At 73.6% G+C, this 14,471-nt stretch carries 18 protein-coding genes and 3 tRNA genes; 14 read left to right on the top strand and 7 right to left on the bottom strand.

Annotation, left to right across the window (positions count from 1 at the left end; all coding sequences use genetic code 11):
• Positions 1-34: 34 nt before the first annotated feature.
• On the top strand, positions 35-1,156 hold the full coding sequence (locus ABTW95_RS15990) for a D-alanine--D-alanine ligase family protein (protein WP_396445860.1): 1,122 nt from the start codon (positions 35-37) through the stop codon (positions 1,154-1,156).
• A gap of 126 nt (positions 1,157-1,282) precedes the next feature.
• Here the strand turns inward: ABTW95_RS15990 and ABTW95_RS15985 are convergent, their stop codons facing one another.
• Positions 1,283-1,567 carry a hypothetical protein gene (locus ABTW95_RS15985; protein ID WP_500226640.1) on the bottom strand — a complete coding sequence of 95 codons (285 nt, stop codon included), beginning with the start codon at positions 1,565-1,567 and terminating at the stop codon, positions 1,283-1,285.
• 153 nt (positions 1,568-1,720) lie between these two features.
• On the opposite strand from ABTW95_RS15985, the gene ABTW95_RS15980 reads away from it, so the two are divergent.
• Positions 1,721-2,284: an acetamidase/formamidase family protein gene (locus ABTW95_RS15980; protein WP_500226639.1), complete on the top strand. Its 564-nt coding sequence runs from the start codon at positions 1,721-1,723 to the stop codon at positions 2,282-2,284.
• Here ABTW95_RS15980 and ABTW95_RS15975 read toward each other — a convergent pair.
• Genes ABTW95_RS15975 through ABTW95_RS15960 form a run of 4 tightly spaced genes read right to left on the bottom strand, consistent with a single transcriptional unit; the run spans position 2,281 to position 5,723 of the window.
• Complete coding sequence (locus ABTW95_RS15975) at positions 2,281-2,703, bottom strand: carboxymuconolactone decarboxylase family protein (RefSeq protein ID WP_500226638.1); 423 nt, start codon at positions 2,701-2,703, stop codon at positions 2,281-2,283. The two genes, ABTW95_RS15980 and ABTW95_RS15975, sit on opposite strands and share 4 nt — an antisense overlap.
• Positions 2,696-3,535, bottom strand: a complete 840-nt coding sequence (locus tag ABTW95_RS15970; RefSeq protein WP_500226637.1) for an NAD(P)-dependent oxidoreductase — start codon at positions 3,533-3,535, stop codon at positions 2,696-2,698. Before ABTW95_RS15970 ends, ABTW95_RS15975 begins: the two co-directional genes overlap by 8 nt.
• Positions 3,532-4,266: an SDR family oxidoreductase gene (locus ABTW95_RS15965; RefSeq protein WP_500226636.1), complete on the bottom strand. Its 735-nt coding sequence runs from the start codon at positions 4,264-4,266 to the stop codon at positions 3,532-3,534. Before ABTW95_RS15965 ends, ABTW95_RS15970 begins: the two co-directional genes overlap by 4 nt.
• Entirely contained in the window at positions 4,263-5,723 is a 1,461-nt protein-coding gene (locus ABTW95_RS15960; RefSeq protein WP_500226635.1) for an aldehyde dehydrogenase, read from the bottom strand. Before ABTW95_RS15960 ends, ABTW95_RS15965 begins: the two co-directional genes overlap by 4 nt.
• Before the next feature lie 130 nt (positions 5,724-5,853).
• Here ABTW95_RS15960 and ABTW95_RS15955 point away from each other — a divergent pair.
• The 9 genes from ABTW95_RS15955 to ABTW95_RS15915 all read left to right on the top strand — a co-directional run bounded on the left by ABTW95_RS15955 (position 5,854) and on the right by ABTW95_RS15915 (position 10,853).
• Positions 5,854-5,927, top strand: a tRNA-Leu gene (locus ABTW95_RS15955).
• A gap of 5 nt (positions 5,928-5,932) precedes the next feature.
• Positions 5,933-6,005 (top strand) — tRNA-Leu (locus ABTW95_RS15950).
• 6 nt (positions 6,006-6,011) lie between these two features.
• Positions 6,012-6,095, top strand: a tRNA-Tyr gene (locus tag ABTW95_RS15945).
• 104 nt (positions 6,096-6,199) lie between these two features.
• Positions 6,200-6,787: a TetR/AcrR family transcriptional regulator gene (locus ABTW95_RS15940; protein WP_396445867.1), complete on the top strand. Its 588-nt coding sequence runs from the start codon at positions 6,200-6,202 to the stop codon at positions 6,785-6,787.
• A 10-nt stretch (positions 6,788-6,797) separates the two neighbouring features.
• Positions 6,798-7,994, top strand: a complete 1,197-nt coding sequence (locus tag ABTW95_RS15935) for a cytochrome P450 (RefSeq protein ID WP_500226634.1) — start codon at positions 6,798-6,800, stop codon at positions 7,992-7,994.
• Positions 7,995-8,774: an SDR family oxidoreductase gene (locus ABTW95_RS15930; protein WP_396445869.1), complete on the top strand. Its 780-nt coding sequence runs from the start codon at positions 7,995-7,997 to the stop codon at positions 8,772-8,774.
• Entirely contained in the window at positions 8,771-10,111 is a 1,341-nt protein-coding gene (cyp51, locus tag ABTW95_RS15925; protein ID WP_396445870.1) for a lanosterol 14-alpha demethylase, read from the top strand. The genes ABTW95_RS15930 and cyp51 overlap by 4 nt, the downstream gene beginning before the upstream one ends.
• Positions 10,108-10,302, top strand: a complete 195-nt coding sequence (locus ABTW95_RS15920) for a ferredoxin (RefSeq protein WP_396445872.1) — start codon at positions 10,108-10,110, stop codon at positions 10,300-10,302. Before cyp51 ends, ABTW95_RS15920 begins: the two co-directional genes overlap by 4 nt.
• Complete coding sequence (locus ABTW95_RS15915; RefSeq protein ID WP_500226633.1) at positions 10,302-10,853, top strand: nuclear transport factor 2-like protein; 552 nt, start codon at positions 10,302-10,304, stop codon at positions 10,851-10,853. Before ABTW95_RS15920 ends, ABTW95_RS15915 begins: the two co-directional genes overlap by 1 nt.
• On the opposite strand, the gene ABTW95_RS15910 is transcribed toward ABTW95_RS15915, so the two are convergent.
• Together ABTW95_RS15910 and ABTW95_RS15905 are read right to left on the bottom strand one after the other, a co-directional pair.
• Positions 10,854-11,339, bottom strand: coding sequence for a DUF3515 domain-containing protein (locus ABTW95_RS15910; RefSeq protein ID WP_396445874.1), 486 nt, complete (start codon positions 11,337-11,339; stop codon positions 10,854-10,856).
• A 7-nt stretch (positions 11,340-11,346) separates the two neighbouring features.
• Positions 11,347-11,580: an Lrp/AsnC ligand binding domain-containing protein gene (locus ABTW95_RS15905; RefSeq protein WP_396445875.1), complete on the bottom strand. Its 234-nt coding sequence runs from the start codon at positions 11,578-11,580 to the stop codon at positions 11,347-11,349.
• A gap of 135 nt (positions 11,581-11,715) precedes the next feature.
• On the opposite strand from ABTW95_RS15905, the gene ABTW95_RS15900 reads away from it, so the two are divergent.
• The 3 genes from ABTW95_RS15900 (at position 11,716) to thiD (ending at position 14,451) form a co-directional block, all read left to right on the top strand.
• A complete protein-coding gene (locus tag ABTW95_RS15900) occupies positions 11,716-12,630 on the top strand; it encodes a thiamine-phosphate kinase (RefSeq protein ID WP_500226632.1) in 915 nt (304 codons plus the stop codon).
• Between the two features lie 101 nt (positions 12,631-12,731).
• Positions 12,732-13,595 (top strand): cellulose binding domain-containing protein, encoded by an 864-nt coding sequence (locus ABTW95_RS15895; RefSeq protein ID WP_396445877.1) that lies wholly within the window; start codon positions 12,732-12,734, stop codon positions 13,593-13,595.
• Between the two features lie 43 nt (positions 13,596-13,638).
• On the top strand, positions 13,639-14,451 hold the full coding sequence (gene thiD / locus ABTW95_RS15890; protein ID WP_396445878.1) for a bifunctional hydroxymethylpyrimidine kinase/phosphomethylpyrimidine kinase: 813 nt from the start codon (positions 13,639-13,641) through the stop codon (positions 14,449-14,451).
• Positions 14,452-14,471: the final 20 nt, after the last annotated feature.

The raw sequence follows: 14,471 nt of genomic DNA, 5'->3' as shown, positions 1-14,471 counted from the left end.
CCGCGCGGGCTGATCAACGGTAGGGTCGGACGTCATGTCCCAGGTTTCTAAGATCCGCGTGGCCGTGGTCTTCGGCGGGCGCAGCTCCGAGCACGCGATCTCGTGCGTGACCGCCGGCGCCGTCATGGCCGCCATCGACCGGGACCGGTACGAGGTGGTGCCGATCGGCATCGCCCGCGACGGCCGCTGGGTGCTCCCGCCCGCCGACCTGCGGCTCGCGATCGAGGACGGCCGGCTGCCCGAGGTGACCGGCGGCGGCGGCGTCCTCGCGCTTCCGTTCGACCCCGGCAGCCGCGGGCTGATGGTCGTCCAGCCGGGTGAGATCCCCGAGACGCTCGCCGAGGTCGACGTCGTCCTGCCGCTGCTGCACGGCCCCTACGGGGAGGACGGCACCATCCAGGGCCTCCTCGACCTCGCGGGCGTCCGGTACGTCGGCGCCGGGGTGCTGGCGAGCGCCGTCGGCATGGACAAGGGGTACATGAAGCTCGTCTGGCAGGCGCGCGGCCTGCCCGTCGGCCCGTACGTCCTGGTCGGCGACCGGGAGTGGCGGCGCGAGCGCAAGCGCAAGATCGACGAGATCAAGGAGCTGGGGCTCGCCGACGGCACCCCGGTCTTCGTCAAGCCGGCCCGCGCCGGATCGAGCATGGGCATCACCCGCGTCACCGCTGAGGCCGACCTGGAGGCGGCGGTCGAGGCGGCCCGCGAGCACGACCCGAAGGTGATCGTCGAGGCCGCCGTCGAGGGACGCGAGATCGAGTGCGGCGTCCTCCAGGGCGAGGACGACGGCCCGGCCGAGGCGAGCCTGCCCGCCGAGGTGCTGATGGCGGGCGGCCACGACTTCTACGACTTCGAGACCAAGTACCTCGACGGCACCACCCGGCTGGCCATCCCGCCGGACCTGCCGCCCGCGGCGATCGAGGAGGTCCGCCGCGTCGCCGTGCAGGCGTTCGAGGCCCTCGACTGCGAGGGCCTCGCCCGCGTCGACTTCTTCCACACCCCTGACGGCCGCTGGATCCTCAACGAGATCAACACCATGCCGGGCTTCACCCCGGCGTCGGCGTTCCCGCAGATGTGGGCGGCGACCGGGCTGGACTACCCGGCGCTGGTCGACCGGCTCATCCAGACGGCGCTGAAGCGCCCGACCGGCCTGCGCTAGCCGGACCGGCCGCGCCGGGCGGGCGGCGCGGCTAGTCGAACGGGAGCCAGTCGCCGCCCTTGAGGGTGGACGCGTCGGTCGCGTACGCGCCCGCCTCCGAGGTCGTCCAGAGGGTGTCGCCCACGATCAGGGAACGGGTGACGGCGTTGCCCGGGTACAGGCCGGGATGCCGCCCAGCGCCCACACCTGGTCACCGGGCAGGACGGGGAGGCCCTCGAATCCGGTGGGGCCGACCTTCTCGGCCGTGGCGCTGCGCAGGTCCTCAAGGAGGGCGTCGCAGCCGCCGTACGCGATGAGCCGCGCCGCGGGCGCCCGGCTCGGCCGGTCTCCGGGACCGGACGATCCGGAGCATCCGGCGATCCCGGCCAGCAGCAGAACCGTCGCGGCCGGTGCGGAGAGACGACCACGCATGGACGTTGGACGCGCGCACCGCCCACCCGGTTCCGCGGGTGCCGCATTCGCGGTGATGCCGGGCTAACGCGGACGTCGGACCGCTGAAACCGCCCGGTAACAGCCGGTTGGCACGATCGAGCCATCGCCGTCCAGCCGAGAGGATCGCTCCCGATGACGTCAGCCGCCGTATTCGACCTCGACGACGACAGGACGCGGCCGGTCCGCGGCCACGACCACTGGCACCCCGAGATCCCCGGCGTCGCCGAGGTCATCACCGGCGGGTCGGTCCGGCTGGAGTGCCCCGGCCGCGAGGCCGGCGGCACCCGGGTCCTGCTGTGCGGCCCCCTCGTCGTCGTCGGCGCGGAACCGGGCGACGTCGTCGTCGTGGACGTGCTCGGCGTCGGGCGGCCGGGCGGCCTGCGCGACGCCGGCGGGCATCCCGGGGTCATCGGCTGCGCGCCGTCCGCACCCGTGGCGGTGCCCGGCGGCGCGCGGGACCGCGACGTCGGCGGCTGCCGCATCGCCCGGCTCACCGCCGGGTCGCGCGTGCTGCTGCCGGTGCGGGTGCGCGGCGCCAAGCTGTCCGCCGGCGACCTGCACTTTCCCGCGCGCGGCAGCGTCGGCTGCGCCGGCGCCGGGCGGCCGGGCTGGATCGACCTGCGCGTCCACCTCACCCGCCGGGGGACCGAGCGGTTCGGGGTGACCGGCCCGATGCTGATGCCGAGCCCCTGCTAGCCGCCCTCGCCCTCCGGCCGCCCGTCCTCCGGCCGCCCGCCCTTCCGCTTCTCGTGCGCGGCGATCAGGGTGTCGATCTGGACGCTGAGTCGGGAGCCGAGCGGCCAGCCGATGTAGTGGGTGAGGAAGATGCCGATCTCGCGCAGCTCGTCCGGCGACACCTCCCCGTTGGCCAGCGCCGCCGGGATCTGGATGTCGAGGACGTCGTTGAGCCCCTGGCCGGCGAGCACGCCGATGAGCAGGAGGCGCCGGTCCCGCAGGGTGAGGCCCGGACGGGTCCAGATGTCGCCGAAGAGGTGGTCGACGGTGATGCCGAAGAAGTCGCCGGGCGCGTCCCCGATCTCCCAGCCGTAGACCTGCCGCATCATCTCCAGACCGCGTTCGCGCCGCTCGCGCGGTCCGTCCGCGCCCTCAGTCATCGGTGTCTCCCGCCAGGCCGAGGCCGGGGCCGAAGCGTTCCCGGGCGATGCGGGCGAGCGGCACGTCGACGCCCAGCTCGTCCGCCAGCTCCAGGGCGAGGGTCAGGTCCTTCTCGCCCAGGTCGCGGGTGTGGCGCAGGATGTCGTAGAGGTCGTCGTCCGGCCGCAGCGGCGCGGTCGTCGGGCGCAGCATGATCGAGCCGGCGCCGCCGGTGATCGCGTCGGTGTGCCGCACGACCCGGCCCAGCTTCCGCAGCGACACTCCCGACGCCTCCGCCAGCCGCTGCGCCTCGGCGGCGGCCGTGAACGAGACGAAGTGCAGCATGTTGCGGGCCAGCTTCGCGCGGGTGCCCGCGCCGACCGGCCCCATGTGCAGGACGAGCCCCGCCCAGGCGGCGAACGGCTCGCGGCAGCGCTCGAACGCCTCGTCCGTCCCGCCGACCATCACCGCGAGGCTGCCCGCGTTCGCGCCCATGAACCCGCCGCTGACCGGCGCGTCCACCACCTCGATGTCGTACCGCTTCGCCCGCGCCGCGAGGTCCTCGGCGGTCTTCGCGCGGATGGTGGAGTGGACGGCGAGGACCGTGCCGGGACGGGCGCTCGCGAGCACCTCGTCGCCCACCTCGTTCACCTGGGCGTCGTCCCGCACCATGACCGAGACGAGCTCGGCGTGCGCGGCGACGTCCGCGACGCTCCGCGCCGCCCGCGCGCCCGCCTCCACCAGCGGCGCCATCGCCTCCGGGCGCGCGTCGTACACCACCAGCCCCCGCCCGGCGAGGTGCCCCGCCATGGGGGCGCCCATCTGGCCGAGCCCGATGAATCCGACGGTCATGAGCGGAACACCTCGCCGCCGTCCACGTTGACGATCTGGCCGGTGATCCATGCGGCGTCGTCCGACAGCAGGAACAGGCACGCGCCGACGAGGTCCTCGGGGGTGCCCATCCGCTTCAGCGCCATCTTGTCCTGGACGATCTTCTGCGACATGCCGCCGGGGACGACCGCGCGGTTGGCCGGGGTGTCGATCGGGCCGGGCGCGATCGCGTTCACCCGGATGTTCATGCCGCCCAGCTCGTGCGCGAGCTGCTGCGTGAGCCCGTTGACGCCGACCTTGGCCAGCCCGTAGAAGCCGGAGTACTGCCAGGCGGCCGTGGACGACTGGTTCACGATGGAACCGCCCCCGCGCTCCTGCATGGACGGGAGGCAGGCGCGGGTGCACAGCAGCGCGCCGTCCATGTTCACGGACATGAACTTCTTGTAGTAGTCCCAGTCGACGGTGAAGAGGAAGTCCAGCTTCATCGTCCCGAAGACGGCGGCGTTGTTGACGAGGTGGTCGATCCCGCCGAACCACTCCTTCGCGGCCGCCGCCATGGCCTCCACGGACGCCGGGTCGGAGACGTCCGTCCGGACGAACAGGCCCTTGACGTCGTCGGCGACGTCCTGGCCGCGCTCGTCCACGTCCGCGACGACCACGTGCGCGCCCTCGGCTGCGAGCGCCCGCGCGTACGCTTCGCCGATGCCCTGCGCGGCCCCGGTGACCACCGCGACCTTCCCCTCGAACCTCATGCGCCCTCCGCGATCGCCTTGGTCTCCAGGTACTCCTCGAACCCGGCCACGCCCATCTCGCGGCCGATGCCCGACTGCTTGTAGCCGCCGAACGGGACGTCCGCGCCGTACCAGATGCCGCCGTTCACGCTGACCGTCCCGGTGCGCAGCCGCCGCGCCACGGCGCGCGCCCGCTCGGCGTCGCCGCCGTGCACCGCGCCCGACAGGCCGTACGGCGAGTCGTTCGCGATCCGCACCGCGTCGTCGTCGCCGTCGTGCGGCAGCAGCACCAGCACCGGCCCGAAGATCTCCTCGCGCGCCGCGCGGGCGTCGTTCGACAGCCCGGTGATCAGCGTGGGCTCGATCCAGAAGCCCCGGTCGCGGTCCCGCGGGCGCCCGCCGCCGCACGCGAACGACCCGCCCTCCTTGACGGCCAGCTCCAGGTAGCCCTCGATCCGCTCGCGCTGCTCGGCGGAGATGACCGGGCCGCAGACCGTCCGGTCGTCGCCGGGGTCGCCGGTGCCGAGCCTGCTCAGCGTGCCCGCCGTGATCTCGGCGGCCTCGTCGTAGCGGTCGCGCGGGACGAGGATCCGCGTCGTGATCGCGCAGCCCTGCCCGGCGTGCGCGACGCCGGAGAACGCCGCGTACGAGCAGGCGGCGCGCAGGTCGGCGTCGTCCAGCACCACGAACGCGGACTTGCCGCCCAGTTCGAGGAAGACCCTCTTGAGGGTGGCGGCGGCGCTCGCCATCACGTTCCGCCCCGTCGCGGTGGAGCCGGTGAACGACACCAGGTCGACGCGCGGGTCCCGCGCCAGCTGGGCGCCCAGCCCGTGGTCGGACGACGTCACGATGTTGACGACGCCGGCCGGGATGTCGGTCTCCTCGGCGATGACCTCGCCGAGCACGGCCGCGCACCACGGGGTGTCGGGCGCCGGCTTCAGCACCACCGTGTTCCCCGCCGCCAGCGCCGGCCCCAGCTTCGCCAGGTTGATCTGGTGCGGGAAGTTCCACGGCGTGATGGCGCCGACGACGCCCGCCGCCTCCCGGAGGATCCTCCGATCGCTGGGCATCCCCATGGGCTCGGCCCGCCCGAGGTCCCGTTCCCACTCGTAGGACTCGGCGAGGTCGGCGAACCACCCCAGATCTTCGACGGGCGCGTCCAGCTGCGCCCCGAACGTCAGGAACCGGGGCGCGCCCACCTCCTGGACGGTGAGCTCGCGCAGCTCGCCGGAGCGCCGCCGCAACCCGTCCCGGAGCTGGCGCAGGCACCGGACCCGGAACGCGTGGTCCGCGGCCCAGCCGGTCTCGTCGAAGGCGCGCCGCGCCGCGCCGATCGCGCGGTCCATGTCGGCGGCGGTGGCGTCGGCGGCGGTGCCGAGCACCTCCTCGGTCGCGGGATTGATCGTCTCGAAGGCGCCGCCCGTCCCGGGGACGAGCCGCCCGTCCAGCAGCAGCAAGCGATCGGTAGTTCTGGACACCTGTCCAGACTACAGTTCAGGGCACGCCGGAGCGCAAGACCCGGCGCCCGGAAAACCCGTTGCACCCCTTTTGCCGCCGGTGGCACCGTGGAGCACGTCACCGCGGGCGACACCTCCCACGCGATCCCGCGCGGCTCTACCCCAACCGGCAGAGGGACCACTCTCAGGAAGTGGACGCTCCGGGTTCGAATCCCGGGGGCCGCACGCACACCTCCGTAGTCCAACGGCAGAGACGGCAGCATGAGGTGCTGTGCGCTGGGGGTTCGAATCCCTCCGGAGGTACGACACGGGGCGGCGCCGACGCTCGGAGAGTCGGGCCTGGCTGTAACCCAGGCGCCTCGCGCTGAGTGGGTTCGAATCCCACCCGCCCCACCTTGCAGCGCCCCCGGCCAGGCGGACGGCGTCCGGGTCGACCCGGCGCCCTGACCGGGGCCGGCTGTTGCGCGGCGCGTGTTGCTGAACTAATGTCTGGACACGTGTCCGGTAATGAGCGGCTGACGACCGAGCCCACCCGCCGCCGCCTCACCGAGCGGCAGGCCGACACGGTGCGGCGGCTGACCGACGCCGCCGTGGTGGAGGTCGGCGAGACCGGCTACGAGGGACTGACCGTCCGCAACGTGGCCAAGCGCGCCGGCGTGGCCCCCGCGACCGCCTACACCTACTTCGCGTCCAAGAACCACCTGATCACCGAGGTGTTCTGGCGGCGGCTCAGCGCGCTGCCCCCGGTCGAGGCGGACGGCACGCTGCTCGACCGCGTGGTGGAGACGCTCCGCGACATCGCCCTGCTGGTGTCGGACGAGCCGGAGCTGGCGGCGGCGTGCACCACCGCGCTGCTCGGCACCGACCCCGACGTCCGCGAGCTGCGGATGCGGATCGGCGTCGCGATCCGCGAGCGGCTGCGGGCCGCGCTCCGCGAGCACGACGACCCCAAGATCCTCGGCGCGCTGGAGCTGGCCTACACCGGCGCGCTCGTGCACGCGGGCATGGGCTACACGTCCTACGCCCGCATGGCCGACCGGCTCGCCGAGATGGCGGAGCTCATCCTGCCCGACCCCCCGGAGTGAGGTGACGGCCGTGGACCCTGCCGCGCAGGTCTCCTACAGCCCGTTCGACTACGCCGTCCACGAGGACCCCTACCCCCTCTACGCGCGCCTCCGCGAGGAGGCGCCCCTCTACCGCAACGACGAGATCGGCTTCTGGGCGCTGTCCCGGCACGCCGACGTCGCGGCGGCGTTCCGGGACCACGCGACGTTCTCCAGCTCCCACGGCGTCTCGGTGGAGCCGAGCGCCTGGGGGCCGCACGCGCACCGGACGATGTCGTTCCTGGCCCTCGACCCGCCGCGGCACACGCGGATGCGCGCGCTCGTGTCGAAGGGCTTCACGCCGAGGCGCGTCAAGGAGATGGCGGACGACATCCGCCGGCTGACCCTGCGCCATCTTGAGCCCGCCCTGGAAAAGGGGGAGTTCGACTTCGTCGCCGACTTCGCCGGGCTGCTGCCCATGGACGTCATCTCCGAGATGATGGGCGTCCCCGAGGCCGACCGGGCGGAGGTGCGCCGGCTCGCCGACACCGTCGTCCACCGGGAGGAGGGGCTGAACGACGTCCCGCCCGCCGGGATGGACGCGGCGCTCACCCTGGTCGGCTACTACCAGGACATGGTCGCCGAGCGCCGCCGCAAGCCGACCGGCGACCTGACGTCGGCGCTGCTGGACGCCGAGATCGACGGCGACCGGCTGGACGACACCGAGATCATCGCGTTCCTGTTCCTGATGGTCGTCGCCGGCAACGAGACCACGACGAAGCTGCTCGCCAACGCGCTGTACTGGGGCGCGCGGAACCCCGCCCAGGCGGCCAAGCCGCTGCGCGACCCGGCGCGGGTGGACGACTGGGTGGAGGAGACGCTCCGCTACGACACCTCCAGCCAGATGCTGGCCCGCAGGGTCGCCGAGGGCGTCGAGCTGCACGGGGTGCGGGTCCCCGCGGGCGACCGCGTGCTGCTGCTGGTCGGCTCGGCCAACCGCGACCCGCGCGTGTTCCCCGAGGCCGACGCCTACGACCTCGACCGCGACACCTCGCAGCTCGTCAGCTTCGGCGGCGGGCGGCACTTCTGCCTCGGCGCGAACCTGGCCCGGCTGGAGGCCCGCATCGCGCTGACCGAGTTCGTGCGGAACGTCGCCTCCTACGAGGTCGACTTCGCGAACGCCGAGCGGGTGCACTCGGTGAACGTCCGCGGGTTCGCGGCCCTGCCCGTCAGCGTGGAGGTGCGGTAGATGCCCAGGTTCGACCCCCACCCGGAGCGGCGCCCGGCCGTGGTGGCGGGCGCGTCGTCCGGCATCGGCGCGGCCACCGCGACGGCCCTGGCGGCGGCCGGGCACCCGGTGGCGCTCGGCGCGCGGCGCGCCGGGAGATGCGCGGAGCTGGCCGCGACGATCCGCGCGGGCGGGGGAGAGGCGTTCGCGCACCCGCTGGACGTGAGCGACTCCGACTCGGTCAAGGCGTTCGCGGCGGCGGCCGGCGACGCGCTCGGCCCGATCGAGATCGTGGTGTCCAGCGCCGGAGACCTGTCCGCGCGGCGCCTCCACGAACTCGACCCGGACGACTTCCTCGCGCAGGTGCAGGTCCACCTCGTCGGCGCGCACCGCCTCGTGTCGCACTTCGTCCCGCCGATGGTGGCGCGGCGGCGCGGCGACATCGTGTTCATCTCGTCCGACACCGTCCCCGCCCCGCGCTCCTGGACGGGCGCCTACGCCGCGGCGAAGAACGGCGTGGAGGGCATGGCCCGCACCATGCAGATGGAGCTGGAGGGGACGGGCGTGCGGGCGTCCATCGTCCGGCCCGGCCCCACCGCCACCGGCATGGGCATGACCTGGGACGCGGACACCACCGGCGCCGTCCTTGAGGACTGGGTGAAGTGGGGCCACGCCCGCCACCCCTACTTCCTGCGCCCGTCCGACGTCGCCGCCGCAGTCGCCGCGATCGTCGCGACGCCGCGCGGCGCCCATCTCCGGCTCGTCGAAGTCCAGCCCGAAGCCCCCCTGGAGGATTCATGACCGCTTTGGTGGAGCCGCGCGTCGTGTCGGGCGGTCCCGACCACCTGGAGGAGCTGCGCACCGACCCGATCGGGCTGATGCGCCGCGTCCGGGACGAGTGCGGCGACGTCGGCGAGTTCCGGCTCGCCGGGCGGCGCGTGGTGCTGCTGTCCGGCGCCGAGGCCAACGAGTTCTTCTTCCGCGCCCCCGACGAGGAGCTCGACCAGGCCGAGGCGTACCCGTTCATGACGCCGATCTTCGGGGAGGGCGTGGTGTTCGACGCCACCCCCGAGCAGCGCCGGGAGGCCCTGCACAACCAGGCGCTCAAGGGCTCGTTCATGAAGGGGCACGCCGCGACGATCGCCGCCGAGGTCGACCGGATGGTCGCCGGCTGGGGCGACGAGGGCGAGATCGACCTGCTCGACTGGTTCGCCGAACTGACGATCTACACCTCGTCGGCGTGCCTGATCGGGCGCAAGTTCCGCGAGCAGCTCGACCGCCGGTTCGCCGACCTGTACCACGACCTGGAGCGCGGCACCGACGCGATCGCCTACGTCGACCCGTACGCCGACATCGAGAGCTTCCGCAAGCGCGACGCGGCGCGCGCGGCGCTCGTCGAGCTCGTCCAGGGGATCATGGACGGCCGGGAGCCGAACCCGCCCAAGGAGGACCGGGACCTCCTCGACGTGCTGATGTCCGTGAAGGACGCGGACGGCGCGCTGAGGTTCGACGCCGACCAGGTCACCGGCATGTTCATCTCGATGATGTTCGCCGGGCACCACACCACGTCCGGCACCGCCGCCTGGACGCTCATCGAGCTGCTGCGCCACCCCGGCGTGCTGGACGGCGTCGTCAGGGAGCTGGACGAGCTGTACGCCGACGGCCGCGAGGTGTCGTTCCAGGCGCTGCGCGCCATCCCCAGGCTGGAGTCGGCGATCAAGGAGGCGCTGCGGCTGCACCCGCCGCTGATCCTGCTGCTGCGGGTCGCGAAGAACGACCACGAGGTCCTCGGCCACCGCATCCCCGCAGGCACCATGGTCGGCTGCAGCGTCGCCGTCTCCAACCGGATCCCCGAGGACTTCCCCGACCCCGACGCCTTCGACCCGGACCGCTACGTCGCGCCCCGCGAGGAGGACCTCCTGCACCGCTGGACGTGGGTGCCGTTCGGCGCCGGACGGCACCGCTGCGTCGGCGCGAACTTCGCGATGATGCAGCTCAAGGCCATCTTCTCCGTCCTGCTTCGGGACTGGGAGTTCGAGTTCGCGCAGCCGCCCGAGACCTACCGCAACGACCACTCCAAGATGGTCGTGCAGCTCGCCCGGCCGTGCGCGGTCCGCTACCGCAGGAGGCGCCGGTGAGGATCGAGGCCGACCTGGACCTGTGCCAGGGACACGCCATGTGCGAGCTGGAGGCCCCCGACGTCTTCGAGGTACCGCGCAAGGGCAAGGTGCGCGTCCTCGACCCCGAGCCGCCCGAGGACGCGCGCGCCGAGGTGGCCGCCGCCGTCCGCTACTGCCCCACCCAGGCCCTCAGACTGCTGGAGACGTGATGCCGTCCTTCCCCCGAGAAGAGCTCGACGCGATGGTGGAGCACTGGCTGGCGGAGAACCGCCGGTGCGAGGAGCTCGGCGACTGGCGCCCGCTCGCCGACCTCTACACCGAGGACGCCACCTACGGTTGGAACATCGGCCCGAACCAGGACTTCATGGCCGTCGGCCGCGACGAGATCCGCGACATCGCGCTCGGCCTGGAGATGGGCGGCCTCGACGGCTGGACGTACCCGTACCAGAGCATCCTCGTCGACGATGTCAAGGGCGAGGTCGTCGGGTTCTGGAAGCAGGTCGCCGACGCCGTGCGCCCCGACGGGACGCCCTACGAGGTGCCCGGCATCGGCGGGTCCTGGTTCCGGTACGCGGGGAACCGGCAGTGGTCGTGGCAGCGCGACTGGTTCGACCTCGGCAACGTCACGTCGGTGTTCGTCGAGATGATGAAGGCGGACGTGCTGTCGGACGGGATGAAGCGCCGCCTGGAGCGGGCCTCGTCCGGCGAGCCGGTCCCCGGCTACTACCCGCGCGGGGAGAGCCCCGTCCCCATCTGGTGATCAGATCTGGCCCTCGGGCTTCGCCGGGATCGTCGCCTCGATCGACGGCCCCAGCTCGATCAGCACGTCCCCGGCCGGGTTGTACTTCGGCGGCACCGTCACCTCGACGTACGCCTGCCGTCCCACCGCCGTCCAGGTCACCGGCCGGTCGGCGGGCGTGCCGAACCAGTCGATCCCGTTGATGGTCACCAGCTCCGACGTGGGCCGGAGCGCGGCGGGCCGCGGCACGCCGCAGCGCAGCGCGATCGGGGGCGACCCCCACGCGGCGGTCAGCGGCGAGTCCGGGGAGGTGTCGCGGCGCTCCTGGCCGTGCACCTTCTCGGGCAGCCGCAGGCCCGCGCAGAGCCGCGCGCCCGCCGCGTCCGGGCTCGGCACGGGCACCTGCACGGCCCCGTCGCCGCACCCCGCCGCCGGCGCGGCCAGCGCCGCCGCCCAGACCAGCGCGAGGAACCGCGCGCCCCGCCCGCGGGAACGACCTCCCGGCACGAGCCCTCTAGATGTGGACAATCGGACAGGTGAGGGTGCGGGTGATGCCTTCGACCGCCTGGATCTGCGCCACGACGAGCTTGCCCAGCTCGTCGACGTTGCGCGCCTCCGCCCGGACGATGACGTCGTAAGGCCCCGTGACGTCCTCAGCCAAGGTGACGCCGGTCACGCCGCGGATGTGGCCCGCCACCTCGGCGGCCTTACCGACTTCGGTCTGGATGAGGATGTAGGCCTGCACCATCACGTCCTCCCCAAGCGGAGAATCAACCGTCGGACGGTTCACCGTATCGTGTTACGCGCCGTCGCGGGGCCCCCGGGGTGCCGGGTGCCGCCGCGACGCGTGCGGATCAGGCGGAACACGGGGGAACGGGCGCGGATGGGCACGATCGGCGAGCTTGGCGAGTTCGGGTTGATCGGCCGGCTGACGCGGCGGCTGCCGCCGGGTCCGGCGGTCCGGCTCGGCCCGGGCGACGACGCCGCCGTGGTCGCCGCGCCGGACGGCCGCGTCGTCGCGACCACCGACCTGCTGGTGGAGGGGCGCCACTTCCGCCGCGACTGGTCCGGCCCCTACGACATCGGACGCAAGGCCGCCGCGCAGAACCTCGCCGACGTCGTCGCGATGGGCGCGCGGCCGACCGCCCTCCTCATCGGGTTCGCGGCGCCGGCCGAGACCGGCGCCGGCTGGGCCGAGCGGCTCTACGACGGGTTCGCGGACGAGTGCCGCGCCGCCGGGGCGTCCGTCGCCGGCGGCGACGTCGTCTCCGCACCGCAGGTCACGCTCGCGGTCACCGCGCTCGGCGACCTGGGGGGCGCGGCGCCGCTGCTGCGGTCCGGGGCCCGGCCCGGAGACGTCGTGGCCGTGCGGGGCAGGCTCGGGTTCGCCTCCGCCGGGCTCGCCCTGCTCACCGAGGGGCGCGACGGGCCCGCAGAGCTGATCGCGGCGCACCGGCGCCCGGAGCCGCCCTACGGCGCGGGGGACGAGGCGCGGGCGCACGGCGCCACCGCGCTGCTGGACGTGAGCGACGGGCTCGTCCAGGACCTCGGGCACATCGCGGACGCGAGCGGCGTCCGGATCGAGATCGACTCCGCGGCCGTCCCCGTCCCGGACGTCCTCGGCCCGGACGGGCTGCGGCACGCGCTCACCGGCGGCGAGGACCACGCGTTCGCCGGCACGTTCCCCGGCGCGCCGCCGCCGTCCTGGTCGCGGATCGGCGTCGTGGCAGCGGGTTCGGGGGTGCGCGTGGACGGACGCGAACCGCCGCCCGGCGCATGGGATCACTTCGCCGTCTGAACGGCGCCCTCACGGACCGCGTACAGCCGAGTGCGTTGAAGCATCCGGTAGGCAGGTTTGGTACGGGTTTGGTATACATCCTGTGATCGAAGAGGGATGGGATGGGACGACACACGAGGCACGAGCACCCGGACGACGAACCCCTGCCGGGCGTCCCCGCGTCCCAGGGTCCGTACTACGGCGCTCCCGCCGACCCGTCCTACGACGCCTTCTCCGGGCCGACCGACGACCGCGTGTTCGTGTCGTCGTACGAGCGCCCCCGGCCGGGGCCGCCGCCGCCCGCCGAGCGCCAGCACGGCCCTCCCCGCGGCTACCGGTTCGACCCGCTCCCCGGCGACTATCCGGGCGACTACCCCGGCGCCCCCTCCGCCGCCCCGGCCCCCGAGAAGCCCCCGGAACGCCCGCGCGACCGGCCGGACCCCCGCACCGAACCGTCCGACGGGCGCGGCTGGACGAAGTTCATCTCGATGCTGCCGCTCCCGATGCTGCCGATCGTCGCGCTCGTCGTCGCCGTCGGCATCGTCTCCTACGCGCTGAGCACGCAGCAGATCTCGCTCAACTTCGCGGGCGGCACTCCCCGGGACACCGTCACCAACCCGCGCGACAGCCAGGTCTCCCAGCGCGGCCCCGGCGAGCGCGCGGGCCGCGGCGCCGCCCGCGACGACGGCCTCATCATCGCCTTCCGGGTCGCGTCGAGGACGCCCGGCGGTTTCAAGGCCACCGCCACCATCGCCAACAAGGGCCCGCGGCCCGTCACCGCGTGGGCGCTCGCCTTCAAGATCCCGAACGCCTCGGTCACCGCGATCAGCGGCGCCGCCGTCGTCCGCACCGGCAGCGTCGCCTTCGTCCGGGGCCGCAGCGGCATCGCGCCCGGCGACAAGGTCCGCATCGTGTTCACCGCGCGCGGCACCGCGTCCCGGCCGTCGTCCTGCATCCTCAACAAGCTTCCCTGCGCGCTGGTCTGAGGCTGGATCGCCGAGCCGGTCGGATCACCCTAAAGTGGGCGGTATGTCGCGTATTCCGTCCTCGTCCACGACCCCGCCCCTCGTCCTCACGATCGCGGGCTCGGACTCCGGCGGCGGCGCCGGCATCCAGGCCGATCTGAAGACCATGCTCGCCCACGGCGTCCACGGAATGAGCGTCATCGCCGCCGTCACCGCGCAGAACTCCCTCGGCGTCCAGGGCTACTGGGAGCTGCCGCCCGAGGCGGTGCGCGCGCAGCTCGACTCGGTGCTGTCCGACATCGGCGTGCACGCGATCAAGACCGGGATGCTCGCGTCCACGGTGCTGGTGGAAATCGCCGCCGAGGCCATCGCCGCGTCGGACGCGCCGGCCGTCGTCGACCCGGTGGGCGTCTCCAAGCACGGCGACTCGCTGCTCGCCCCCGAGGCCGTGCACGCCGTCCGCTCGGCCCTCGTCCCGGCCGCGACCGTCGTCACGCCCAACCTCTACGAGGTGGAGCAGCTGACCGGCGTCAAGGTCGTGGACGAGGCCGGCCTGCGCGAGGCCGCCGAGGCCGTCAAGGCGCTCGGCCCGGAGTGGGTGCTGATCAAGGGCGGCCACCTGCCGGGCGAGCCCGCCGACCTCCTGTTCGACGGGGAGAACGAGCACCACTACACGGCCCCCCGGCACGACAACCGCCACACCCACGGCACCGGCTGCACCCTGGCCTCCGCCATCGCGTCCAACCTGGCCCTGGGCGACGACGTGCCGACGGCCGTCGCCAAGGCCAAGGAATACGTGACGGGCGCGATCGCCGCGGGGTTCCCCCTCGGGGCCGGCATCGGCCCGGTCGACCACGCCTGGCGCCACCGCTCCTGATCAACGCGCGCGTCCGCGAT

It is taken from the genome of Spirillospora sp. NPDC127506, from assembly GCF_040302145.1.
Taxonomy (GTDB): domain Bacteria; phylum Actinomycetota; class Actinomycetes; order Streptosporangiales; family Streptosporangiaceae; genus Spirillospora.
This window is presented reverse-complemented; position numbering and strand designations above follow the sequence as displayed.